At 48.1% G+C, this 23,662-nt stretch carries 19 protein-coding genes and 1 tRNA gene; 2 read left to right on the top strand and 18 right to left on the bottom strand.

Annotated elements, in window-relative coordinates:
* Positions 1-18: 18 nt before the first annotated feature.
* From BMW93_RS23360 to smpB, 13 genes are all read right to left on the bottom strand, one after another.
* A complete protein-coding gene (locus tag BMW93_RS23360) occupies positions 19-1,047 on the bottom strand; it encodes a heme A synthase (protein ID WP_090382017.1) in 1,029 nt (342 codons plus the stop codon).
* Positions 1,022-2,905 (bottom strand): cbb3-type cytochrome c oxidase subunit I, encoded by a 1,884-nt coding sequence (locus BMW93_RS23365; protein ID WP_090382021.1) that lies wholly within the window; start codon positions 2,903-2,905, stop codon positions 1,022-1,024. Before BMW93_RS23365 ends, BMW93_RS23360 begins: the two co-directional genes overlap by 26 nt.
* 29 nt (positions 2,906-2,934) lie before the next feature.
* A complete protein-coding gene (locus BMW93_RS23370) occupies positions 2,935-4,044 on the bottom strand; it encodes a cytochrome c oxidase subunit II (RefSeq protein ID WP_090382023.1) in 1,110 nt (369 codons plus the stop codon).
* A 21-nt stretch (positions 4,045-4,065) separates the two neighbouring features.
* Positions 4,066-5,442 carry a quinol:cytochrome C oxidoreductase gene (locus BMW93_RS23375; protein WP_090382025.1) on the bottom strand — a complete coding sequence of 459 codons (1,377 nt, stop codon included), beginning with the start codon at positions 5,440-5,442 and terminating at the stop codon, positions 4,066-4,068.
* A 34-nt stretch (positions 5,443-5,476) separates the two neighbouring features.
* Positions 5,477-6,100, bottom strand: coding sequence for a cytochrome c (locus BMW93_RS23380; RefSeq protein ID WP_090382029.1), 624 nt, complete (start codon positions 6,098-6,100; stop codon positions 5,477-5,479).
* A complete protein-coding gene (locus BMW93_RS23385; protein WP_090382031.1) occupies positions 6,100-6,630 on the bottom strand; it encodes a DUF3341 domain-containing protein in 531 nt (176 codons plus the stop codon). Before BMW93_RS23385 ends, BMW93_RS23380 begins: the two co-directional genes overlap by 1 nt.
* A gap of 47 nt (positions 6,631-6,677) precedes the next feature.
* Complete coding sequence (nrfD, locus tag BMW93_RS23390; RefSeq protein WP_090382033.1) at positions 6,678-8,111, bottom strand: NrfD/PsrC family molybdoenzyme membrane anchor subunit; 1,434 nt, start codon at positions 8,109-8,111, stop codon at positions 6,678-6,680.
* 51 nt (positions 8,112-8,162) lie between these two features.
* Positions 8,163-11,258 carry a TAT-variant-translocated molybdopterin oxidoreductase gene (locus BMW93_RS23395; RefSeq protein WP_090382036.1) on the bottom strand — a complete coding sequence of 1,032 codons (3,096 nt, stop codon included), beginning with the start codon at positions 11,256-11,258 and terminating at the stop codon, positions 8,163-8,165.
* A 45-nt stretch (positions 11,259-11,303) separates the two neighbouring features.
* The gene (locus BMW93_RS23400) at positions 11,304-12,572 is read right to left on the bottom strand and encodes a c-type cytochrome (RefSeq protein WP_090382039.1); all 1,269 of its coding nucleotides are present in this window, start codon (positions 12,570-12,572) and stop codon (positions 11,304-11,306) included.
* A gap of 294 nt (positions 12,573-12,866) precedes the next feature.
* Positions 12,867-12,937: transfer RNA gene (locus BMW93_RS23405), tRNA-Cys, on the bottom strand.
* Positions 12,938-13,024: 87 nt separating this feature from the next.
* Positions 13,025-14,821, bottom strand: coding sequence for a 30S ribosomal protein S1 (gene rpsA / locus BMW93_RS23410; RefSeq protein ID WP_090382041.1), 1,797 nt, complete (start codon positions 14,819-14,821; stop codon positions 13,025-13,027).
* A 377-nt stretch (positions 14,822-15,198) separates the two neighbouring features.
* On the bottom strand, positions 15,199-15,708 hold the full coding sequence (locus tag BMW93_RS23415) for an HNH endonuclease (protein ID WP_019944881.1): 510 nt from the start codon (positions 15,706-15,708) through the stop codon (positions 15,199-15,201).
* Between the two features lie 146 nt (positions 15,709-15,854).
* Positions 15,855-16,313 carry an SsrA-binding protein SmpB gene (smpB, locus tag BMW93_RS23420; protein WP_015812934.1) on the bottom strand — a complete coding sequence of 153 codons (459 nt, stop codon included), beginning with the start codon at positions 16,311-16,313 and terminating at the stop codon, positions 15,855-15,857.
* Positions 16,314-16,372: 59 nt separating this feature from the next.
* Between smpB and BMW93_RS23425 the strand changes: the two genes are divergently transcribed.
* The gene (locus BMW93_RS23425) at positions 16,373-16,840 is read left to right on the top strand and encodes a nuclear transport factor 2 family protein (RefSeq protein WP_090382043.1); all 468 of its coding nucleotides are present in this window, start codon (positions 16,373-16,375) and stop codon (positions 16,838-16,840) included.
* A gap of 93 nt (positions 16,841-16,933) precedes the next feature.
* On the opposite strand, the gene accD is transcribed toward BMW93_RS23425, so the two are convergent.
* Positions 16,934-17,776, bottom strand: a complete 843-nt coding sequence (accD, locus tag BMW93_RS23430) for an acetyl-CoA carboxylase, carboxyltransferase subunit beta (protein WP_090382046.1) — start codon at positions 17,774-17,776, stop codon at positions 16,934-16,936.
* 251 nt (positions 17,777-18,027) lie between these two features.
* Here accD and BMW93_RS23435 point away from each other — a divergent pair, with 251 nt between their 5' ends.
* Positions 18,028-18,570 carry an NADPH-dependent FMN reductase gene (locus BMW93_RS23435; RefSeq protein WP_090382048.1) on the top strand — a complete coding sequence of 181 codons (543 nt, stop codon included), beginning with the start codon at positions 18,028-18,030 and terminating at the stop codon, positions 18,568-18,570.
* A gap of 34 nt (positions 18,571-18,604) precedes the next feature.
* Here the strand turns inward: BMW93_RS23435 and ftsZ are convergent, their stop codons facing one another.
* From ftsZ to murC, 4 genes are read right to left on the bottom strand one after another with little or no spacing between them, the layout of a single operon-like run.
* A complete protein-coding gene (gene ftsZ, locus BMW93_RS23440) occupies positions 18,605-20,044 on the bottom strand; it encodes a cell division protein FtsZ (protein ID WP_090382051.1) in 1,440 nt (479 codons plus the stop codon).
* 38 nt (positions 20,045-20,082) lie between these two features.
* Positions 20,083-21,429: a cell division protein FtsA gene (gene ftsA / locus BMW93_RS23445; RefSeq protein ID WP_090382053.1), complete on the bottom strand. Its 1,347-nt coding sequence runs from the start codon at positions 21,427-21,429 to the stop codon at positions 20,083-20,085.
* A gap of 15 nt (positions 21,430-21,444) precedes the next feature.
* The gene (locus BMW93_RS23450; RefSeq protein ID WP_090382056.1) at positions 21,445-22,221 is read right to left on the bottom strand and encodes a cell division protein FtsQ/DivIB; all 777 of its coding nucleotides are present in this window, start codon (positions 22,219-22,221) and stop codon (positions 21,445-21,447) included.
* 25 nt (positions 22,222-22,246) lie between these two features.
* Positions 22,247-23,650, bottom strand: coding sequence for a UDP-N-acetylmuramate--L-alanine ligase (murC, locus tag BMW93_RS23455; protein ID WP_177194179.1), 1,404 nt, complete (start codon positions 23,648-23,650; stop codon positions 22,247-22,249).
* Positions 23,651-23,662: the final 12 nt, after the last annotated feature.

The following is a 23,662-nucleotide window of genomic DNA, read 5'->3' on the forward strand; positions in this document are numbered from 1 at the left end:
TTACAGAAATTGAAAATTCTAAAACCGGCTTCCGACCGTCGCGGCCACGCCTTCATATTTTAAATACTTCTTACCATTCACAACCAGCCAGACGATAAACTGCAAGCCGATCAAAAGGATGGCGAATGTCAGGTGAATGGGTTGTGCAAATGCCGGAACCCCGAAATATGCCATGATCACCCCCGTTGCGATCTCCGCTATCAATATCCAGAAGCAGGCTTTGGCAATTTTGCCAGCTACCGTTCCCTGGTTGCCGGATTTCAAAACCTTGTTGATCCAGGTTGCATTCACAACAAAGACCAGAATTGAAAATGACCGGTGTATGTAAAAATTAGCTCCCAGTTCATCGATCCATTGCGACCGCGCACCGTAACCGAGCTTCATGATCACTACATCCATCGCTTCACGAACCTGCGTTCCGAGCAGAATCTGGAACAACGACAGCGCCATTACCACGATCCCTATTCCACTGAGTACTTTCTCGCTCCCTTCACGCAATGTGAGTACCTTCCCCACATATCCGGCCCACGTAAACACGTAAAGCACGATGAAAATAATCACTATGGCGAGCAGCATGTGTACTGTGACGATCAGCGGATGCAATTCGAAAGAAACCACTTTCGCACCGAGCCAACCCTGGAAGCCCGTCAACAAGAAAGCCGCGAGGCTCCAAAAGAATATTTGCTTGTTTCCCGATTTCAGAAAAGGTATGGAGGCCAGCAGCATTAAAAAAATGATGATGCCTGTGAGCGCTCCTACAAGCCTGTTTACGTACTCGGTCCAGGTTTTCGTCGCATTAAACTCGACTTCTCCTTTCAGCTTCGCACCGTAAATCTCCTTGTAATTGGCAGGAAGTTGTGATGCTTCGGTAGGAGGGACCCATCTGCCGAAGCATTTAGGCCAGTCGGGGCAGCCCATTCCTGAGCCTGTGCTTCTCACGACGCCGCCTGCTATCACTACCAGGTACAGCGAAATGAGCGTATTTAAAGCGAATCGCCGGAACCGGCGATTCGCTTTAAGATCAATGATGTGTTTTGAACTGGTCATTGAAGTTTTGTGACTCAATCACCTTTTCGATCGCGATCAGCTCATTCTCATGAGGGAAGTTCGATTCAGGTGTTTGAGAATACGGGATGTTCTGAGGGATGAAGTCCTCTTTCGCACCCGGTTTACTGTAATCATATGACCAACGATATACTGCAGGAATTTCGCCTTCCCAGTTTCCGTGACCCGGAATAATAGGAGCAGTCCATTCGAGCGTGTTTGAACGCCATGGGTTTTGCGGGGACTTTCTTCCTTTGAAAATGCTGTAAAAGAAGTTCCAAAGGAATATGAACTGCGCAAGGAACGTGAATATCGCTGCGATAGAGATAAACATGTTCATATCCATGAACTTATGCGTAAAATCGTAGCTGGTGAACTGGTAGTAACGACGAGGGAAGCCCGCGATACCTACGTAGTGCATTGGGATAAACACCAGGTAAATGCCGATGAATGTCATCCAGAAGTGAATCTGACCCAATGTGGTGTTCATCATACGGCCGAACATTTTAGGGAACCAGTGGTAAACCCCGGCGAACAGACCGAATGCCGATGCAGCACCCATTACCAGGTGGAAGTGGGCTACTACGAAGTAAGTATCGTGCAATTGAATATCCAATGCGCTGTTACCCAAGATAATACCGGTAAGACCGCCTGATACGAACAGGGATACCAGACCGATCGAAAACAACATACCCGGGGTAAATACGATGTTACCTTTCCAGAGTGTTGTGATGTAGTTAAAGCCTTTCACCGCAGAAGGTACCGCGATAATCAGCGTCAGGAACATGAAGACCGATCCGAGGAATGGGTTCATACCTGTTACGAACATGTGGTGCGCCCATACGATAAACGCGAGGAATGCAATACCGAGCATGGAAGCGATCATCGCGCGGTAACCGAAGATCGGCTTGCGTGAATTTGTCGCGATTACCTCAGATGTGATACCCAAAGCCGGCAAGAGTACGATGTATACCTCAGGGTGACCAAGGAACCAGAACAAGTGCTGGAACAGGATCGGGCTACCACCCACGTTTGGCAGCGCTTCACCATTGATATAAATGTCGGAAAGATAGAAGCTGGTACCGAAGTGACGGTCGAAGATCAGCAGCAATACAGACGAAAGCAATACTGGGAAGGAGATCAGACCCAATACCGCAGTGATCAGGAACGACCAGATCGTCAGAGGAAGACGGTCGAAAGACATACCTCTTGTACGCAGGTTGATAACGGTAGTAATGTAGTTGATACCACCCAACAGCTGCGAAACGATGAAGAACGCCATACTCGCCAACCACAATGTCATACCCATGCCTGAGCCGGGGTGTGCTTGCGGCAACGCGCTCAATGGAGGATAAATTACCCAACCACCGGCAGCAGGTCCCTGTTGCAGGAACAACGAAGCGAACATGATCACGCTGGCCAGGAAGAAGAACCAGTACGAAAGCATGTTCATAAAGCCTGACGCCATATCGCGCGCTCCGATTTGAAGCGGGATGAGGAAGTTACTGAAGGTACCGCTCAAACCGGCCGTCAATACAAAGAATACCATGATGGTACCGTGCATTGTAACCAAAGCCAGGTAGAAGTTAGGATCAAGCTTGCCTGCGTCGCTGATCCATCCACCCAAAACAGGCTTCAACCAGGACAGGTTAGAATCGGGCAAACCGAGCTGGATGCGGAAGATCACCGACATGGTAATCCCGATAACAGCCCACAAAATACCCGTGATCAGATACTGCTTGGCAATTACCTTGTGATCTTCACAAAATATATATTTCTGCCAAAAGCTTTGTGCTTCGTGGTGGTGGTCATGCTCGTCTGCGTGGTGGTGAGCTGTTTCCAATCCTTCAATAGCTGACATATACTTTTATTGTAATTTAATTAATAGAATTATCGTAGACTAGAACTTGCTCCGGCACCGCCAGCTGATGTTGCTGAGCTATCGGCCGCAGGCGTCGCTGCTTCGGCAGGCACATATTTCATCGCCTTCGCTTTCAGGTTCTCAGGAACTTTCGCAAGATACTCTGGGTAAGTCGACAAGAAAGTTGCCTGCTCTGAAACCCATTTTTTGTATGTAGCCTCGTCGTCTACGATCAATCTCATTTTCATTGAAAAGTGACCTTGTCCACATACCTCCGTACAAGCAATCTCGTAGTCAAATTTCGGGTTACCGGTTTCGGCACGCATATCTGCAGTTGTCTTGTCCGGTACAAACCAGAATTTGGTCGGCATTCCTGGTACCGCATCCATTTTCACACGCATGTGAGGGATAAATACGCTGTGCAATACGTCGCGGGCGCGGATTTTCAACAATACCGGACGGCCTACCGGAATGTGCATTTCAGAAGGGTTGGTAAAGTCATCGAATGAATTCTCGTCCGACAAATCGATACCTACCTCGTTTTGTGCATCAATCAGCTTATAGTTGTAATCACCCAGCTTGTTATTATCGACACCACCGTAACGGGCGATCCAGTTGAACTGCTTACCAGTGATTTCGATCACTTCCGCATCGCGTGGCGCCTCGGCAGTGATATCCGACCATGCTTTCCAGCCTGTGAATACCAGCAATGCCATTACGATAGCAGGGATGATAGTCCAAACCAATTCAAGCTTATGGTTTTCCGGATAGAATGTAGCTCTGTGTCCTTTCTTATGCTGGTATTTCCATGCAAAATAGAATACCAGGAAGTTTACAAGAATAAACGGAATTGTCAGGATTCCCATCGAGAACCAGAACAGGTCGTCTGTTCTTCTACCGTGTATGGAAGATGCTTCGGGAAGGAAAAACTCCCGTGCATGCAGGTAAGACCAGGTAATGGAAACAGCGCCTCCGATCAGGATCACGATAAACATGGCACCGTTTACTTTATTACCAGATGTTTCAACCTCGTCTGAATCGGTTTTGTTGATACTCTTCAGAACACCCTGCAGCCTGGATATCACAACCCCGGTGAGGACAATAAATACAAGAGCAACTAATGCGATAATAATATACATGATGATTTACTGGTTTTGCAATTAGGCGATATCGTGATGCAGTGATTCCTCCAACATCGGGTGATTTCTCGGGATCAGATTTGCCTTGGTCAACTGATTTGCGATGGTATATGCAAATGCGCAAAGGAAGATCAGGAAGAAGCCCCACTCCAATGGACCAATCGAAGCTTCTGCACCGACTGTTCCAGGCATAACGTTGGTGTAGAAATCGAACCAGTGTCCGACAATTACACTCCAGCAAGCTACTTTCAGGATTGAATGCGTGAACTTCGCATCACGGGTCATCAGAATGAGGAACGGGAAGAAGAAGTTCAAGAACAATGTGATGAAGAAAGGCGCCTTGTAGAAACCACCGTGTCCGCGGAAACGCTCGATGAAATAGATCGTTTCTTCCGGAAGGTTAGCATAGTAGATCAGAAGGAATTGTGCGAACCACACATAGGTCCAGAAAATACTGAATGCAAATACAAACTTGCCAAGGTCGCGCAAGTGGCTTGAATTAACCGCTCTCAGGTAACCTCTCTCGCGAAGCAATACGATAGTCAGGGTGATTACCGCCAAACCAGCTACGTGCCAGCTTGCCAAAGTATACCAACCGAACATGGTGCTGAACCAGTGCGTATCGATTGACATCACAAAATCCCATGCAGAGGTAGAAGAAGTAACCCCAAATACAACGAGAAATGCAGTCCCGAGACGGATTGATTTTTCGTAGAATTCAGTTCCGCCGATCTCGTCTTCCTGCAATGACAGGTTACGAAGCTTTTTCCACATCAGGTACCAAACTACGAAATAGATAACAAGGCGTCCGAGGAAAAAAGGTGTATTCAAATATCCCTGTTTACCGGCGATGATCTTGTCATACTCCGCACCACCTACTTCGTACAGCCCTTTGTGCGTCCAGTGGAACAAGTCGTGTCCGCCCAAAAGGAAAGTAATCAAAAGCACAGCTCCCGTAAAAGGAAGAAACGCAGGAAGCGCCTCAGGTACTCTTTTGAATACCGCCGACCAGCCCGCTTGCGCCAGGTAGTTATAAGAAAGGAAGAACATCCCCACAACGGACATTCCGGTAAAATATACACCATTTACCCAAAGGTTGGCCCAAATGCGTGCCACCCAACTTTTTGCATGGTGACCGCCTTCTGCCGCAGCGCCGTGAGCGTCCGCGCCATGTGCCGCAGCAGCAGCACCGTGCTCAGCAGCCGCGTGGCCAGCTGCCGCAGCATGTTCTGCTCCGTGCGCCGCCACTTCATGACCACCACCGCCATTGGCTGCGAGGTATGCTCCTAATAGTACAAGAGCCAGTCCTACACCGCCACCAATGAGCAAACTTCTCTTAGCTCCCGATGTAAATTCAAACCGTTCTTCAATAGAAGGAATCGAATGTCCTGATGCCATTATTTAAATTATTTCTCTGTTTTCAAAATTGTACTTAAGCCCCTTTCTGCAATTTCTGTACGTAATGTACGATCTTCCAGCGTTCCTCAGGGTTGATCTGGGATCCGTGAGGCCACATGCGTGCTTTCCCGTGTGTGATCACGTGGAAAATATGTCCTTCATTCAGGTTTTTGTAAGCATCGCTCGCGTAGTTGGGAACACCTTTATACATCGCTCCCACTTTTCCGTCACCGGCACCGGTAGCGCCGTGGCAATGCTGGCAATATCTGTCGTAAAGTACTTTTCCTTCCGCCAATGTTTTCTCATTAAGAGGAACCGGATTTTTAAGTACTCTTTCTGCGATCTCGATGCTGTCCGCAGGGATGTTGTAAACCATCAGGTCAACAACCGCCGAATCCGAAGATCCGAAGCTCGTGTGATAGTTACGACGCGCAACGGTACCAGCCACCGGCAAACGCATGGTCAATCCCTGTGGGTTGATCGGGTTGGCTTTTTCCTGTTTGTAAGGTTCATAACCTACTGGCAGGTACATGTTTGGTGCATATTCCTTTCCGGGGTTGTTAGGATCTTTCTTACAACCAGCAGCAGCGGTAAGCAATACGGCAGCAACCAATAGAGATCTATATAAACTTTTAAATTTCATTGCTTTAAACGCCATTAGAATTGCTTAATGTTGACTTCTTCCGCGCCGCTATCCTTCAACGCTCTCGATATTTCTTCTTCGCTCATTGAGTTTCTGCTCATCTCGATCGCCATGATAAACTTGTTGTCTGTGGCGCGTACGTCAAACCTCGGGTGGAAATGTGTACCAGGTCCGAGTCCATTCGAAATCAAGAAGGTAGTCACCATACCGAATGCAGTGAAAAGTACTGTTCCTTCGAATGTAATGGGGATATAGTTAGGAATCGAGATAGGATCTTTACCACCGATGATCATCGGCCAGTCATATCCCATTGTCCAGATCATCAGGGTGAGCACGGCGCAGCATCCTGTCACTCCAAACATAAAGGCAGCGATACCGATACGCGTTCTTGGGTGTCCAAGTGCTTCGTCCAACCCGTGGATAGGGAATGGAGAGTATACTTCTTTAATTTTCACACCGGCCTTTCTCAGCTTGGGAACCGCGTGAAGAACAGTATCGTCATCGTCGTAAACTCCGACCAAATATTTACCAGATAATTCTGCCATACTATTACTTAATTATAATCTCTATAATTCGCTTTTTCGCTATGCTTTTATTCCTGATCCTTGTTGTATACGGGCTCAGCAGTTCCACGCTGTCTTACTTTCGCAACTCCGGCGATTTTAGCAGGCAATTGCGCAGATGTTGAACGCAATACCGCTTTTACTTCCGCCATGTTTACTACCGGCAGGTATTTCGAGAACAGGAGGAACAAAGTGAAGAACAAACCGAAGGAGAAAATGTAGTCCCCGATATCGTATCTCGTAGGCGAGAACATTGCCCAGCTTGAAGGAATATAGTCACGGTGCAGGGAGGTTACGATAATTACGAAACGCTCGAACCACATACCGATATTTACCACAACAGAAATGAAGAATGTAAAAGTGATGCTGCGACGCAGTTTTCTTGACCAGAAAAGCTGTGGAGAGATTACGTTACACGTCATCATCGCCCAGTATGCCCACCAGTAAGGACCGGTCATACGGTTGAAGAATGCGTAGTATTCGTATTCAACACCTCCGTACCATGCAATGAAGAACTCAGTGATATAGGCCACACCCACGACCGAACCGGTCAGCGTGATTACCTTGTTCATTGTCTCGATGTGCTCCAATGTAATGTAGTCTTCCAGTTTGTAAACTACACGTGTGATAAGCATCAGGTTTTGTACCATCGCAAATCCGGAGAAGATCGCACCCGCAACGAAGTACGGAGGGAAGATGGTTGTGTGCCATCCCGGAATTACCGAGGTAGCAAAGTCCATACTTACAATGGTGTGTACCGAAAGTACAAGTGGAGTAGAAAGACCTGCAAGGATCAATGAGATGTATTCGTAACGAGCCCAGGTTTTTGCTGAACCGTCCCAGCCCATTGCAAATGTTCCGTACATGAATTTCGAAACTTTGCTGGTAGCGCGGTCGCGGATGGTAGCAAGGTCAGGGATAAGACCGATGTACCAGAAAACCAACGATACGGAGAAGTAAGTACTGATCGCAAATACGTCCCAAACGAGTGGCGAGTTGAAGTTAACCCAAAGTGAACCGAATGCGTTTGGCAATGGAAGAGCCCAGTAAGCCATCCACGGACGACCCATGTGCATCAAAATAAAAGAAGCAGCACAAATAACGGCGAAGATCGTCATCGCTTCCGCTGCACGGTTGATGGAAGTTCTCCATTTCTGACGGAAGAGCAAGAGGATCGCGGAGATCAGCGTTCCCGCGTGACCGATACCTACCCACCATACGAAGTTGGTGATGTCCCAGGCCCAACCTACTGTTTTATTCAAACCCCAAACTCCGAGGCCTTCCCACCAGGTCCAAGCAAGACACACAGATCCGTACGCCAGCACGATGAGCGAAAGGCCGAAAGCAATCTTCCATTCTTTCGTTGGAGTCGCCTCCACGTGGCGGCATATGTCTTCCGTTACGTCCGCGTACGTTTTCCCACCTTGAATCAGCGGTTCTCTTACAGGTGAAGTAACATGCATACTACTATTTATTTATAATGATTGGATCGTCAATAATTCTAAACTCTGATATTAAGCGTGCTCTTTCTCAACCTTCTCAGCTTTGGCAGCTGCATCCTTGTTACGGATTTTGGTGAGGTAAGAGATTTGCGGACGAACGTTGATTTCTTCCAGCATGTGGAATGCACGTCCTTCTCTTTCGACTTCGAGGATTTTCGAAATGCGGCTTTCCGGATCGTTCATATCTCCAAAAGTAATCGCGTCGGTAGGGCATGAAGATGCACAAGCCACGTTTACTTCACCGTCGACAATGCGTCTTCTTTCTTTCTTCGCAGTAAGCTTAGCCTCCTGGATTCTGTGGACACACATCGAGCATTTCTCGATAACCCCTCTTGAACGTACTGTTACGTCAGGGTTAATGACCATTTTACCAAGGTCATTGTTGAATGCGTAATCGAAGTTGTCGTTATCAAAATATTTGAACCAGTTGAAGCGACGTACTTTATATGGGCAGTTGTTAGCGCAATATCTTGTACCTACGCAACGGTTATAAGTCATTTGGTTCAAGCCCTCGGAGCTGTGGGTGGTTGCCAATACAGGACATACCGTTTCGCAAGGAGCATTGTTACAGTGCTGGCAAAGCATCGGCTGGAATGTAACTTCCGGATTTTCAGAAGCAATTTCCAAACCACGAAGATCTTCAACATCCGCATCGCTGCTGTAATAGCGGTCGATACGCAGCCAGTGCATTTCACGTGAGTTGATGATCTCCTGACGGCCTACAACCGGAATGTTGTTCTCGTTCTGGCAGCTGATCACACAAGATCCGCAACCGAAGCAGGTGTTCAAATCGATCACCATACCCCACGAGTGGTTCTTGTATTTGTGTCCGTTCCAAAGCGACAAGTCAGTTGCATCAACTTCTCCTTCCGAAGTCTGAATTTTCGGAACAAAGCGTCCGGCCATCGGATCTTTCTGGAAGTGCGACAATACAGTCTCTTGGAGAACCGACTTACGGTTCATCACCGTACCGTGCGTCTGAGTTGAAGCGATCTCGCGGGTATCACCTGTTTTCGACAGGGTTACTTCGCCAGGAGTGAAGTTCAGGAAGCCTTCGACGAACGTAGCAAACGGGAAAACGTTTTTACCTACACCATTAGCAGATTTACCAGCTTTCTCACGACCGAAACCGACAGCAACCGCTACCGTACCTTGTGCAAGACCTGGCTGAATGATCACCGGCAACTCTACTGTTTTGCCTTTCAGATCCATTTTAACTACATCACCCTGCGCAAGGCCGAGTTCAGTTGCCGTTTTTTGTGAAAGACCAGCGTGGTTGTCCCAGCAAGCTTTTGTGATCGGATCAGGGTTTTCCTGCAACCATGGGTTGTTTGCAGCGAAACCGGTTCCCAAACCTACGTTTTCGAACAGCGTAAGTTCCAGGCCTGATGAAGATGCTTTGTATCTTTTTGCAATACCGGCAGCAGCAGCAGCGATATTTCCGGAGAATGCAGCACCAGCACCCGTAGCAGCCGAGGCTACGTCGAACACGCCATCGTGCAGAGATTTAATCCAGAATTTCTCGAAATCTCCACCTGCGCTTTGCGGGTAGATGTTCTTTCTCCAGTATGCTTTTACGTACTCGTGGTAGTCAGCGGATGCGCCTGCCCATTTCAAAAGGGTAGACTGTGCCTGGCGGGTGCTGAAAATCAGACTGATCGCCGGCTGTATCAAGCTGTATGATCCTGCAACAGGTTCCGCATCACCCCATGATTCGAGGTAGTGTGGTGCAGGAAGGATGTATTTCAAAAGAGATGATGTTTCATCTGCACGGTCGTTGAACGACACGCTCAATGAAACCTGTGGCAATGCGCCTGCCAGTTCGGCACCGCGTGGGTGATCGTAAACCGGGTTGGCACCCCACAAAATCAATGCAGAAACTTTGCCGCCTTTGATCTCGTCGATCAGTTGGTTGGTAGCGATATCGTTACCCTGGCGGTAGTTTACAGGTTTGTCAAGGTTAATAGTAGAACCGTAGCTTCCCAGCAAGCTGTTCAGCGCATTCACTACTACTTGTACCGAAGGATCGTTGATCCCTGAAACAACCAATGCCTGTCCTTTCGCCGCAACGAGGTCCGCAGCAGCTTTGTCCAGGTGATCGATGGTCAATGCAGGTGTTGCAACAGGAGCTCCGCCCAACTTCGCAGCTACTTTGTTATAAAGCGCAGCTGCAACCAGACCGATTTGCGAAGGCTTCACCGCAGTACGGTAATCCGCATTGGCACCGGTCAGTGAGAGCGTAGATTCAAACTGATATAGACGGGACATTTGCTTGTTGCCGTCATGATCGCTGCTTACGCGACGGGTCTCGGCAAACTGTTTCGAGAATGTATCGGGCGCAAGCCATGTTCCGAGGAAGTCGCCGTCGATGCCTACGATTACTTTCGCTTTGCTGAAATCGTAAGAAGGGATAACGGCTTTACCGAATGACAACTCGTTACCTTTTACAAGCGCGTAAGAGGAGTTGGCATCGTAAACCACGTGGGTAGTGGTTGGATATTTTGCAGTGAAGTCTGCGATTACCGCCTTGGTCGACGGGCTCAATACAGTAGAAGTAAGGATACGGATCGCTCCGCCTTTTGCTGCGATCTGTCCAAGCTGATCACCGATCTCCTTGTCAACAGTTTCCCAGCTTACTTTGGTATCTTCTCCTTTTTTGGGGCCTTTCAGTTTCTCATTGTCGTACAGGCCGAGCAACGAAGCATGTGCGCGTGAGCTCACACCCCAGGATACTTTTGAAAGGGAATTGCTTTCTATTTTAACAGGTCGGCCCTCGCGGGTTTTGACCAGGATACTTGCGTAATCTCCACCTTCCGCGTAAGTGGATGCATACCAGTTAGATATGGTCGGAAATTCGCCTTCGGGCTTATTAACGTAAGGGATGGCTTTCTTAACCGGAGTTTCGCAGGCAGCCAGGGATACCGCCGCCATTCCAAAACCCAGAACTTTAAGGAAATCACGACGATGGGTGCCTACGCCATCCACCAGGCTTTCATACTGACTTTCGGTCGGTGCGCCAGGGAACTCTGAACTTGCTTCTTTTACAAACTTCTCATCATTCCTCAGCTCTTCAAGTCCCCGCCAGTATCTTTTATTAGTATTTTCCATAAAACTATTCAATACAATGAGTTGTATCCGGTATTAATTTCTTGATTAGTAGTGGCACTTAGAACATTCCAAACCACCAATATCCGCTACTTTCAAAGCCTCTTTGCTTTCAGAAGCGTGCAACTGTACCAGCTTATCGTAGTACTGATTGTCTTTGGTATTAACCTCCGTTTTACGGTGACAATCAATACACCATCCCATCGTCAGTGACGAACGTTGCTGTATTACTTCCATTTTCTCAACTTCGCCGTGGCAGTTCTGGCATTCCAATCCACCCACGTTCACGTGCTGCGCGTGGTTGAAGTACGCCAGGTCGGGCAGGTTGTGGACGCGCACCCATTCGATTGGCTGGTTGTTCTCGATAGAAGTATAAATCTTTTGAATTTCAGGAGATTCCTTTTTGATAACACCGTGGCAGTTCATACAGATGTTAGCGGAAGGGATGTGCGCCGATTTACCACGATTAACGCCGGTGTGGCAGTAGTTACAGTCGATTTTGTATTCGCCTGCGTGCAATTTGTGCGAGAATGTAATAGGCTGCTTAGGAGCATATCCCTGCTGAACGCCTACACTGAACGCACCGTCCAAAGTAGATTTCAAAACGAGGAGAACGAAGATCCAGAGCGTCGCGGAGCGGATCGCCGGATCAACAGTCAGTCTCTTAAGGATTCCGCCAAAACCTTCACCGGCAGGAGCCTCAGTTTCAGCACCTCCGCCTTTAACAGCCTTGGAGAGAAGCGATACGATAACGAGCAACACGCCTAGCACCAGTACCATTACTACTACCAATGCAACCAGTACGATCACGAACAGATCGGAAGGAGCACCGCCCTTAGCATCTCCGGCAGCAGCCGCAGGAGCTCCGGCAGCACCAGCCGCCGCCGCTGCGGGAGCAGCAGATGCCTGGTCTACGTAAGCGAAGATCGCTTTGATATCATCGTCCGAAAGGTTCGGGAAGCTCGTCATCTGAGCTTTCGAATATTCGTTGTAAATTTTAACAGCGTAAGCATCACCTGAGGCAATCACTGCCGAAGAGTTACGTACCCATTTCGACAACCAGGCAAAATCATGACGGGAACTTGCGCCTTTCAGACCCGGACCAACTACACGCTCATCAGTAGGTGCGTGGCACTGGGCGCAGTTGTTTTTGAAGATCGACTCACCTTTCGCAGCGTCTCCGCCGCCGGCAGGCGCCGCAGCAGTCGCAGTGCTATCCTGCGCAGATACTAAAGTAGGTACGCTTAATAAGATAGCTAAGAGGATAGCTACAAAGGTTTTTGAGTAATTAAAGAAGGAACAAAACTTAGCGTCCATTCGGAATGGTATATTCATAATCAACTATTCATTATTCTTCAACAGACAAAACTAGCTCACGATTTTTTATCCACAAAAGTATTTAAGGGATATTTTACCCCACCTTCTTATTTATAATTTGTCTAATTTATAGCCCTAAATTAACAAGGGTTACAAAATATTTTAAGTCTGATTTTCAAGTAAATAGCAAAAAAAATACCATTTGGAGCTCGTTAAAAAAGCTTGATCCAAATGGTATTTTTCAGGCATTTTATTGTGTCCCAAATCCGGGGAAAAAGGCCACAATTTAAGGGGAGGTTCCGAGCGGATTCGAACCGCTGTACGAGGTTTTGCAGACCTCTGCCTAGCCACTCGGCCACGGAACCATTTTTTAAAGATTAGCTGCCTGCGCGAGGCTGGCAGCTAATCCGGGTGCAAAAGTATTAAAAAATTCTTCCGCACCATATTTTATTTTACTTTTTTCCTTTCTTCTCGCTCTCTTCCATCTGCTCTTTCAATGCAGACAAAACGCTCAGGTCACCGAAAGTCGATTTCTCAACTTCCTGTTTCGTTGATTCAGCAGCAGGAGCTTTCGGAGCTTTCGCTTCTTTTTTCTCCTCGGCCGGTACGCCTTTAACTTTAGAGTGAGTCAAAACGATTTTCTTCTCGTCTTTCAGGAATTCAAGAACAGTGAAGTCAAGGCTCTCACCTACTTCAGCAAACGTTCCGTCTTCTTTCGCAAGGTTTTTGATAGAAGCAACACCTTCGATTCCGTAAGGAAGTTCGAGTGTAGCGAATTTATCACCTTTCGCAACGATGGTAGATTTGTGTACCGAACCTACTTCGAAGATGCTTTCGAAAGTATCCCATGGGTTTTCTTCAAGCTGCTTGTGCCCCAAAGCCAAACGACGGTTGTCCGCGTCCAGTTCAAGTACAACTACTTCCAGCTCGTCGTTTACTTTCACGAAGTCGGAAGGATGCTTGATTTTCTTAGTCCATGAAAGGTCAGAAACGTGTACCAGACCGTCGATGCCTTCTTCGAGTTCGATGAACAGACCGAAGTTGGTCAGGTTACGAACTACTCCTTTGTGGCGGGTACCGATCGCATATTTCTCTTTCAATGAACCTTGAGTCCAAGGATCTTCGGTCAATTGTTTGATACCCAAAGACATTTTGCGCTCCTGACGGTCAAGCGTCAATACAACAGCGCTGATCTCGTCGTTCACGTTCATGAACTCCTGTGGATTGCGCAGGTGCTGAGACCATGACATTTCAGAAACGTGGATCAAACCTTCAACACCCGGTTTGATTTCAAGGAAAGCGCCGTAGTCAGCAACATTAACGATGCGACCTGTAACTTTCGATCCAACCTGGATTTCTTCTGCAAGAGAATCCCATGGGTGAGATTGAAGTTGTTTCAGACCCAAAGAGATACGTTTTTTCTCTTCGTCGAAGTCGAGAACAACCACGTTCAGTTTCTGATCCAGTGAAAGGAGGTCAGACGGGTGGTTGATACGGCCCCATGAAATATCTGTAATGTGCAACAGACCGTCAACACCACCAAGGTCGATGAACACACCGAAGTTGGTCATGTTTTTGATCACGCCTTCCAATACCTGACCTTTTTCAAGGTTGTTCAGGATTTGCTGACGTTGTGCTTCAAGATCTTTTTCGATCAAGATTTTGTGAGATACTACTACGTTATCGTTAGCGTAGTTGATTTTCACAACTTTTACTTCCATACGCTTTCCGACAAATACGTCGAAGTCGCGGATGGGTTTCACATCGATCTGTGAACCCGGCAAGAATGCTTCAATGCCGAAAATATCAACGATAAGACCACCTTTGGTTCTTCTCTTAACATTTGCATCGATAACAACATCCTCGTCGAATGATTTCTGGATGTTATCCCATGCAGTGATAACTTTCGCTTTTTTGCGTGAAAGTACCAGCTGACCTTGTGCGTCTTCCTGGTTCTCTACGTAAACTTCCACTTCGTCACCGATTTTCAAACCTGGCAGGTCGCGGAATTCATTGGATGAAACGATACCATCGGATTTGAAACCGATGTTCAGGATCACCTCGCGGTCTGTAATACCTACTACAACACCTTTAACTACTTCTTTTTCCGAAACCGGAGAAAGGGTAGTCTCATACATTTGTTCCAGACGGGTACGGTCGGCAGATGAATAAGCGGTTCCGAAACCTTTGTCTGATGCTTTATCCCAATCGAATTCGGGAAGTGGTTGATTTTGTTTTTCCTTAGACATAAATAGGAATAATGGCTCTTCGATACATCAGCCGCCGAGCTAATCGGCTGAAAATTAGTTCAACAAGTATTTTTGAAAAATTAGGACGCAAAATTACGCGATTCGGTGGCAATATCCGAACGGTTAGGCGATTTAATTTTACGCTGAGGAGTTATGGTGCCGAATCGGCGTAAAATGGTCAGGGCTAGTCAGGTGCGGTCAGGAAGTTGCAAGGTGTAGTCAGGAGATGGTCAGGAAGATAAATTGGAGAAGAATTTGATCAGATGTTGCAGAGTAAGGTTGACAATTAATGACCGTACCTGACATTATTTTTTCAACCTCCTGACAACACTTGACAACAAATGACAATGCCTGACAATCAGTGGATAAGATACCAATTAACACGACCGCTCTTTCGATCCGAGATACGGCAGCCACTCGTCATCGGCCATGCCTGAAAAATCACGGATGAACATTAAAAAAGAAGGCCGGAACGGTCGCTGCTTTAACGGCATGTCAACCTCTTCCGGCGTATGGTCTCCTTTGCGGGAGTTGCATCTTTTACATGCGGTGGCCAAATTATCCCAGGTGGTTTTCCCTCCCCTACTTTTGGGCATCACATGGTCCAGGGTCAGATTATCGTGGGTTCCGCAATACTGGCACCTGTTGCCGTCCCGCTTGAAGAGGTTTTGCCTGGTCATGACTACGCCCCTGTAAGGTATGTGTATGTAGCGATGGAGACGTATCACGACCGGCATGGGATACCTGTCGTTGACAGTCCTGAGATGCTCCAGTTGAGACTCAGCGAGCATTTCCGCTTTCTTCATATAAACCAGCAGAAACGCCTTCGGAACTGTGCAAACACTTAATGCGCTATAATCTTGATTCAGAACCAGTACTTTACCCATGAGCCCTGTGGTAGTTAATTCCCACAATATAACAATATTTTACCAGAAAAAACGCTCCGGTATTTTCAAATATTGTCAAAAAGCTTCATCGGAAAAGCCCGAGGATCACCGTATTAGCACATTTGCAACCCAAACCGACCGTTTGCTCAGTAACCTGCCCGATCGTTCTCGCGCTTCACGTCGCGCTCTTTAATGCTGTCGCGCTTGTCGTAAAGCTTTTTACCTTTCGCCAATGCAATATGAAGCTTGGCTAAGCCACGCTCGCTGGTAAACAACCGGACAGGTATAATCGTAAGGCCCACATCCTTCAAACCCTCTATCAATTTCTTGCGCTCGCGCTTGGTAATCAACAGCTTGCGGTCGCGCATGGGCTCGTGGTTGTAATGCGTGCCTTCCGTGTAAGGCGAAATGTGCAGGCTGCGGATAAAGAGCTCTCCATCCATAAACAGACAGTAAGCGTCCTGAAAATTGACCTTACCCTGCCTGATCGACTTGATTTCTGTACCAGTAAGCACCATACCGGTCGTGAACTCTTCCAGGAAGAAGTACTCGAATGAAGCCCGTCTGTTCTTTATATCTACTTTTTTAACTATTTTTTCCGACATATCGATTCCCAAAATTTTACAAAGGGGCTCAAAATTAAGTTTTTGTTAAAACTATACCAATGAAACGTATTAGCCATTTCCTGACACTTGCATTACTCATTACGATCACTGCATCAGCGGCAAATCGCGCACATGCACAAGCAGCGGACGCACGGGCGACTGTCGATAAACTGTTTACCGGCATGCGCAATGGCGATTCAACGGCCGTCAGAAGCGTATTTACGAAAACAGCCGCATTGACCTCCATTTCTAAAAACGCCGCAGATTCTACCGTCACGCACAAAGGCAGCGTCGATGGCTTTGTGAAAGCCGTAGGAACGCCGCATAAAGAGCAATGGGACGAACGCATTTACGACGTCAAGGTCTGGGTCGACGGCCCAATGGCAGTCGTATGGGCGCCTTACAAGTTTCACCTCGGCGAGAAGTTCTCGCATTGCGGCGTGAACGTTTTCAATCTGATCAAAACCAGCTCGGGCTGGAAGATTAACGACATTACCGATACCCGCCGGAAAGACGCCTGCCCGTGACCAATGCACCCGGCATTCTGAATGCATTCAACATTATAACAGCAAAGCGGCCCGCCAGATAACCTGACGGGCCGCTTTGCTAAATAGTATTGCCTATTTGAGCATACTCAGCAAGCTTGTCAATTTATCTTTCAAATCCTTGCGATCGACGATGAAGTCGAGGAAACCGTGTTCCAGCACGAACTCAGCGCTTTGGAAGCCTTTTGGCAGGTCTTTACCGATTGTTTCACGGATTACGCGCGGACCTGCGAAACCGATCAAAGCTTCGGGCTCCGAAATGTTGAAGTCGCCCAGCATAGCGTAAGATGCTGTCACACCGCCGGTTGTAGGGTCCGTTAACAGTGAAATATAGGGTATCTTAGCTTCCGACAATTGTGCCAGGCGCGCAGAGGTCTTGGCCATCTGCATCAGCGAAAATCCTGCCTCCATCATACGCGCACCTCCCGACTTCGAAATCATCAGGAAAGGGACTTTCTTTTCGAGCGAGTAAGAAATCGCGCGGGCGATTTTCTCTCCTACCACCGAACCCATCGAACCGCCGATGAAACTGAAATCCATACAAGCGATCACGAGGTCGAGTCCATTCATTTTACCATGACCTGTGCGAACCGCATCTTTCAAGCCGGTTTTCTTCATCGTCGACTTGATACGGTCGGGATAAGCCTTGGTATCTACGAAACCCAGCGGGTCGCCGGAAACAAGGTTGGCATCGAGCTCGATAAATTCATTGTCATCGAAAAGCAGGTTGAAATACACATCCGACCCCACTTTCTCGTGGTAGTTGCAATGCGGACAGGTAAAAGCATTTTGCTTATGTTCCCTGGTAGGAGTGATTTTTTTGCAATTAGGACATTGATACCACAAACCGTCCGGCGCTTCGCGCTTCATTTCAGTCGGTGTATTGATACCTTTTTCTTTGCGAATAAACCAGGACATATTTGTATGTGGGTTGATTTATATATAACAATCTGAAAATCAGACCATTAATTGGATTTCAAGATGAATAACGGGCTCAAATATAAGAATAATTGTTGTGTATCATGAAAACTGCCTGGTAACGTGTCGGTTTGACGGTTAGTTTTGTCGCCATAAATGCCACATTAGAACAATTCTATTCATTATTTGTTACTAATGATAACTAACATTAACCGGTGCAGTGCTTTGAGCTGTGCAAACAGGGTTTTCAAATGAGTTCATCCACGTCGCCCATAGTCATTATCGTTGGCACCAACCGGCCCAACTCGATGTCCAGAAAAATTGCTGACTACTACCAGGGTATTCTCCATCAACTCGGCGCCACCAGCATTATCCTGGATCTGGTAAATCTGCCCGACGATTTCACGGTGTCTGCATTGTATGCCAATACCGGCAAAAACGAATCATTCAACAATCTGAAATCCTTACTGGAACAAACCGACAAGTTCGTATTCATCGTGCCCGAGTACAATGGCTCCTACCCCGGTGTGTTGAAAGCATTTATCGATGGCCTGCCTTACCCAAATAGTTTTTCGAATAAAAAGGCCGCATTGGTAGGCTTGTCGTCAAATCCGCAAGGTGCTACTATTGCATTAAGCCATTTGAACGACGTTTTCAGCTACTTGGGCATGAACACGCTGGCGATGCGCGTGAAGCTCGGGCAGATACGCTCGCACTACGCCGACAATGTGATGTCTAACGCATTATACAAAGAGCTGCTCGAAATACAGGCCGGGCAGATCATCCATTTCTAGAACATTAAAAAAGGGAGCTCATCGCTCCCTTTTGCTATTTCAGCCAATGCTGTTCCATTTCATGTGCCGGAATGGCGGGCCGCTTCCAAAGCTCTACCCTGCTCCGGCGGTAAGCCGGGCCTTCGAGGTCGGAATATTTCACCAGCCCGTCGCGGAATGATTTGATCATCATTTCCATTTTCAGGGCGTCTTCATCAGTCCAGTCGTTCGTCGGCTCTACTTCCGTCAATGAAATATTGATCGGTTCGAATCCGTGCGTAACCCTTTCATCGTCCAGAACGAGGTCGATCGAGCCCGTTGGGGTATTTTCTTCCAGTTCTCCTGTCAATACCAGTTCTTCTTCTTCCACTGCAACAGGAGGAAGTTCTTCTTTCGGCTCTTCCACCACCACAGGGGCCGGCTGAGGCTGTCCTTTGACTCCTTTCAGCTGAATACCGGGGATTGGCGATTCAATGCTGTCGAAACCGGCCGCCACAACGGTCACCCGGAGTTTATCCCCTAGCGAATCGTCGGTGATCGTACCCAGCTTGAACATGCGAGCTTCGCCGCCCACCTGGGAAAGTACATATTGCCAGATTTCGCGTTGCTCCCTCATGGTAGCCTCTTTCTTCTTGCTGGTAGCAAGCGTTACGAGGATCCTTTTCGCGCCGCGAATGTCGCGGTCGTTCAGAAGTGGCGAATCCAGCGCTTCCTTGATCGCATTCTGTGCGCGGTCGGCTCCGGTAGATTCCGAGGTTCCCATTACCGATTGCCCGGCGCTTTTCAACACTTTCTCCACATCTTTGAAGTCGGTGTTGATATTACCGTTGGTGGTAATGATCTCGGAGATACTTTTCACTGCATTGAGCAAAATGCCGTCCGCTTCCGCGAAAGCCTGCGTCAATGTCATATCCTCGTAGAGTTCTTCGAGCTTATCGTTCAAAACCACGAGGACGGTGTCACTATATTCTTTTAGCTGCTCAATCCCTTCGAGCGCCTGCTCTTTCTTGTCAAGTCCTTCCCAGGTATAAGGCGCGGTTACGACGGCTACGGTCAGTTTGCCCATTTCCTTGGCCAACTGCGCGATCACCGGCGCTGCACCTGTTCCGGTTCCACCACCCATACCGGCGGTGATAAATACCATCTGTGTAGAGCCTCCCAGGAGGCCTTTGATCTCCTCGATTGTCTCCAAAGCCGCTTCCTTGCCTTTCGTAGCATCGGTACCGGCTCCCAGGCCTTGTGTCAAAGTCGCACCCAACTGGATTTTGACAGGTACAGGGCTATTGGCAAGCGCCTGCCTGTCGGTATTACAAACCGCAAACTCCACATCCTTGATCTTCTTCTCAAACATGTAGTTCACAGCATTGCTACCACCCCCGCCGACTCCAATCACCTTGATGATAGCCGGCTCACCGTGGCCCTCTCCGTTTGGGTCTTTGATGATTTCGTTCACTATATAGTCCTGGTCTAATGCGTGCAACAAGCTATTGTTCATATTCTTTCCGGGGTTGAGTATGCGTGATGATATTCCTGTTAATAGTCTCCCAGACTCTCGTCTTTTTTACCAATAATGCCGGTAATGTTGTCCCAAAACGTTCCATTACGTTTCGGCGTCTCTTTTGTTTCCTTCACAGGCTCTTTCTGAACCACATTACCCGTATTGAATGCCGAGGCAGGCTTGCAAACCGATTTCACCCGCGGATCAACCAATTTCAATCCCGCCCATGCCAGTCCGATGGCGGTATTGAACGAGGCATTGCTTACCGCATCGGCTTTCGCGGTGCGGTCGAGGTTTTCGGGATAGCCCACGCGCACCGACATGTCGGTAACCCTTTCGAACAATGCTTCGATTTCCGGAATATTCGCCGAGCCTCCGGTGAGTACGAGCCCACCGATCAGCCTGTCGGCATAACCCGATTTAATGATTTCCGCATAAACCATCGCCGCGATTTCTTTCAGACGCTCTTCGATGATCAATGCGACATTCTTTTTCAAAACCGGTTTCGGCTGACGGCCTGCGAGGTAATTAATCAGGATTTCCACATTCAAGGGAACATCCGCGGAAACTGCCACACCATATTCTTTTTTCAAATGCTCCGCATTCTCGAACTGAATGCCGCAGCCTACTTCGAGGTCTGAGGTAATGTGCCGTCCCCCAATCGGAAACGAAGCAATGTGACGCACGATGCGGTCGTGGTAAATGATCACGTCCGTGGTATGGTCGCCGATATCCACCATCGCGATGCCGGCTTTCATTTCATTATCGGTTAATACGGCCAGGCTGGTCGCCAGCGGGGCCAGTACCAGTTTGTCGCATTTCAATGCCTGATCAGCTTCGGCCAGACTCTTCTTGGTACGCAATACCGACTGGCTGTTGGCAGAAACCACCAGGAAGTTACCACCCAGCTTAATACCCGTACGGCCTACCGGCTCGCGCACGCCCGTCGAGTTATCAACCGTAAAGTCCATCGGCAGCACATGCAGCACATCGAAGTTCGGTTCGATTTTCGCACGGTACATATCGTCGACCAACTGGTCTACATCCCGCTGCGTTACCTCCTCGCCCGACGATGCCGACGGCCTGATCACCCCGTCGGTTTGCGGGCTCACTTTTACGTGCGTGCCGCCAAAGCTTACATTGACTATTCCAATATCGAGATCCGATCGTGAACCGGCTTCCGCCAGTGCTTCCTTAATCGCGCTGCCAACCTGTTTAATGTTTTCAACGGAGCCGTTTACCACTGCTCCCGCTGGCACAGGGACTTCGCTGAAGCCCAAAATCTCGATATTGTTCCGGCGCGTCGCTGAGCCTTGCGCAGCCACGACCGTTATTTTAGTACTTCCAATATCTACCCCAACTACAATCTTATCGTGTGCCATGCTGATGGTGAATTATTATTCACAAACTATTTGATCCTGAAACTTAACACTAATCCTTTTATACCTACCCCAATCTTTGCTCAGCACCTTATCATAAAAGATGCGCAGCTTTTTGAATTTCGACTCGAAATCCTCCGCCATTCCCAGCTCGACCCGTTGGTCGCCCAGCAATGTCGTGAGGTCAACCTCACCATCCTTATCCACATTCATTTCCGTAACCTGTGCTTTCCAGAACGGGTCCGTGTTCAGAAAACGCAATAACTCCAAAACCTGAGCGCCCTTTTCGGACCTCAGCTTTTGAGGGTTCTGAAAATACGCCCCTGAAACCAGTAACGTTCTTGCTGAATAACTTTCTGATAGAGGAAAAAAAACGCCCTCATGGTTGATATAGTATCCCGATGTGTTCCGCATTTCCCCATTATCCGAAGTGTTAATCCAGCGTGCAAGCGGTTTCTCCTGCTCTACTTCGACTACTATATTGCCCCTGAGGTCACGAAAAACCTGACATTTCTTGATCAGCTTGTTACGGCTCACGCGATTTTCCAGATCGTGCAGGGCCACATCTCTGAGCCTGCTCCCGATCAGCGGATCGCCGCCGTTCTCCGTCAGCAGCATTTGTACATCCATTTGATTCAGGAATCTTGTACCCGAATCGCCCTGGATCGATATTACGAGATTTGTACAACGCTGTTGACCCAGCTTGCTTTCTGCCATACCGATGCCGGCAATGGGCAGAATAAGCCACAAACTACGCTTCAACAAAGTCCATGAATAGTCAAATTTACGTAACATCTTAGTAATATTAAAAATGCTATGACTAATTATTCGCAACTGGATTTTGCAGCAAATCGCGGATCGGCCCTACCAAAGTATCAATGTCACCGGCACCGATCGTGACTACAATATCTGTATTTAATTCCTTTAAAAGTTGTAAAACTTCTTCTTTTGCAACCAGTTGTTTATCATTCGAGGTCACTTTACCCAGGATCATTTCCGAATTGACGCCCTCGATGGGCAATTCGCGTGCAGGGTAAATATCCAGCAACAAAAGGCGGTCGGCCAATGACAAACTTTCTGCAAATCCATCTGCAAAGTCGCGTGTGCGCGTGAAAAGGTGTGGCTGGAAGATCGCCGTCACATGGCGGCCGGGATACAATCCCTTCACCGACGAAAGAAATGCCTCGATTTCCGTCGGATGGTGCGCGTAATCATCGATATACACATTCCCTTCTTCCTCTACCTGGTATTCAAAACGGCGCTTCACGCCTCCGTAGCTTTCCAGCGCTTCCTTGATCCTCGCAGGTTCAACACCTATATATAATGCTACCGCACTGGCCGCAATCGAGTTTTCGATATTGTGGTAACCCGGTATTTTCATCGCAATGCCTTCGATCACGCCGCCTGGATAGATCAGGTCGAATACGAAGCGGGCATTCTCGATGTGGATGTTTGCCGCATGATACGGGCCGCTATTTAGCGAGTAGGTAAATACCTTCGCCTTGCTGCTGTCCGCTATTTCCAGACCTTCTCGCATAAACAATGCACCGTTCTCGTCGATCTGGCTTACATAATCGCGAAAAGATTCGAGCACAGCTTCGTGTTTGCCGTAAATATCGAGGTGGTCGGCGTCCGTGGAAGTTACGATTGCGATTTCGGGAAACAATGTCAGGAACGAGCGGTCGAATTCGTCGGCTTCTACTACACAGAAAACCTCTTCCAGCTTGTCGGTAGGCTCATTGAGCAGCAGATTGGTACCGTAGTTTTGGGTAATACCACCCAAAAACGCCGTGCTGTTCACATGCGCGTGGCGCAGGATGTGCGCTACGAGCGAGGATGTGGTCGTCTTCCCATGCGTACCCGCGACGCCGATCGTTCTCAGGTTTTGGGTCAGAATGCCTAATACCTGCGAGCGTTTCAGGATCAGGAAGTTTTCATCCCGGAAATAATGCATTTGCTGATGCTGCACCGGAACGGCGGGCGTGTAAATCACCAACGTTTGCTGCGGATCGGCGGTAAATGCTGCCGGAATGGTCGAAATGTCGTCTTCCAGCGTTACCGGAATGCCTTCCTCAATGAGCTTGCCTACGAGCGGGGTCATAGTTTTGTCGTAACCGGCCACTTCGAAACCATTGGCATTAAACCAGCGGGCAAGCGCACTCATTCCGATCCCGCCTATTCCTACAAAATAGATATATTTCCAGTTTGTCACAGAGGATGACATCATATTCAAATC

The sequence above is a fragment of the Dyadobacter sp. SG02 genome (genome assembly GCF_900109045.1).
Taxonomy (GTDB): Bacteria; Bacteroidota; Bacteroidia; order Cytophagales; family Spirosomataceae; genus Dyadobacter.

Bases quoted from the DNA above. Each gene is read 5' to 3' on its own strand.
- BMW93_RS23360 (WP_090382017.1), bottom strand. From the start codon at position 1,047: ATGACCAGTTCAAAACACATCATTGATCTTAAAGCGAATCGCCGGTTC.
- BMW93_RS23365 (WP_090382021.1), bottom strand. From the start codon at position 2,905: ATGTCAGCTATTGAAGGATTGGAAACAGCTCACCACCACGCAGACGAG.
- BMW93_RS23370 (WP_090382023.1), bottom strand. From the start codon at position 4,044: ATGTATATTATTATCGCATTAGTTGCTCTTGTATTTATTGTCCTCACC.
- BMW93_RS23375 (WP_090382025.1), bottom strand. From the start codon at position 5,442: ATGGCATCAGGACATTCGATTCCTTCTATTGAAGAACGGTTTGAATTT.
- BMW93_RS23380 (WP_090382029.1), bottom strand. From the start codon at position 6,100: ATGGCGTTTAAAGCAATGAAATTTAAAAGTTTATATAGATCTCTATTG.
- BMW93_RS23385 (WP_090382031.1), bottom strand. From the start codon at position 6,630: ATGGCAGAATTATCTGGTAAATATTTGGTCGGAGTTTACGACGATGAC.
- nrfD (WP_090382033.1), bottom strand. From the start codon at position 8,111: ATGCATGTTACTTCACCTGTAAGAGAACCGCTGATTCAAGGTGGGAAA.
- BMW93_RS23395 (WP_090382036.1), bottom strand. From the start codon at position 11,258: ATGGAAAATACTAATAAAAGATACTGGCGGGGACTTGAAGAGCTGAGG.
- BMW93_RS23400 (WP_090382039.1), bottom strand. From the start codon at position 12,572: ATGGACGCTAAGTTTTGTTCCTTCTTTAATTACTCAAAAACCTTTGTA.
- rpsA (WP_090382041.1), bottom strand. From the start codon at position 14,821: ATGTCTAAGGAAAAACAAAATCAACCACTTCCCGAATTCGATTGGGAT.
- BMW93_RS23415 (WP_019944881.1), bottom strand. From the start codon at position 15,708: ATGGGTAAAGTACTGGTTCTGAATCAAGATTATAGCGCATTAAGTGTT.
- smpB (WP_015812934.1), bottom strand. From the start codon at position 16,313: ATGTCGGAAAAAATAGTTAAAAAAGTAGATATAAAGAACAGACGGGCT.
- BMW93_RS23425 (WP_090382043.1), top strand. From the start codon at position 16,373: ATGAAACGTATTAGCCATTTCCTGACACTTGCATTACTCATTACGATC.
- accD (WP_090382046.1), bottom strand. From the start codon at position 17,776: ATGTCCTGGTTTATTCGCAAAGAAAAAGGTATCAATACACCGACTGAA.
- BMW93_RS23435 (WP_090382048.1), top strand. From the start codon at position 18,028: ATGAGTTCATCCACGTCGCCCATAGTCATTATCGTTGGCACCAACCGG.
- ftsZ (WP_090382051.1), bottom strand. From the start codon at position 20,044: ATGAACAATAGCTTGTTGCACGCATTAGACCAGGACTATATAGTGAAC.
- ftsA (WP_090382053.1), bottom strand. From the start codon at position 21,429: ATGGCACACGATAAGATTGTAGTTGGGGTAGATATTGGAAGTACTAAA.
- BMW93_RS23450 (WP_090382056.1), bottom strand. From the start codon at position 22,221: ATGTTACGTAAATTTGACTATTCATGGACTTTGTTGAAGCGTAGTTTG.
- murC (WP_177194179.1), bottom strand. From the start codon at position 23,650: ATGTCATCCTCTGTGACAAACTGGAAATATATCTATTTTGTAGGAATA.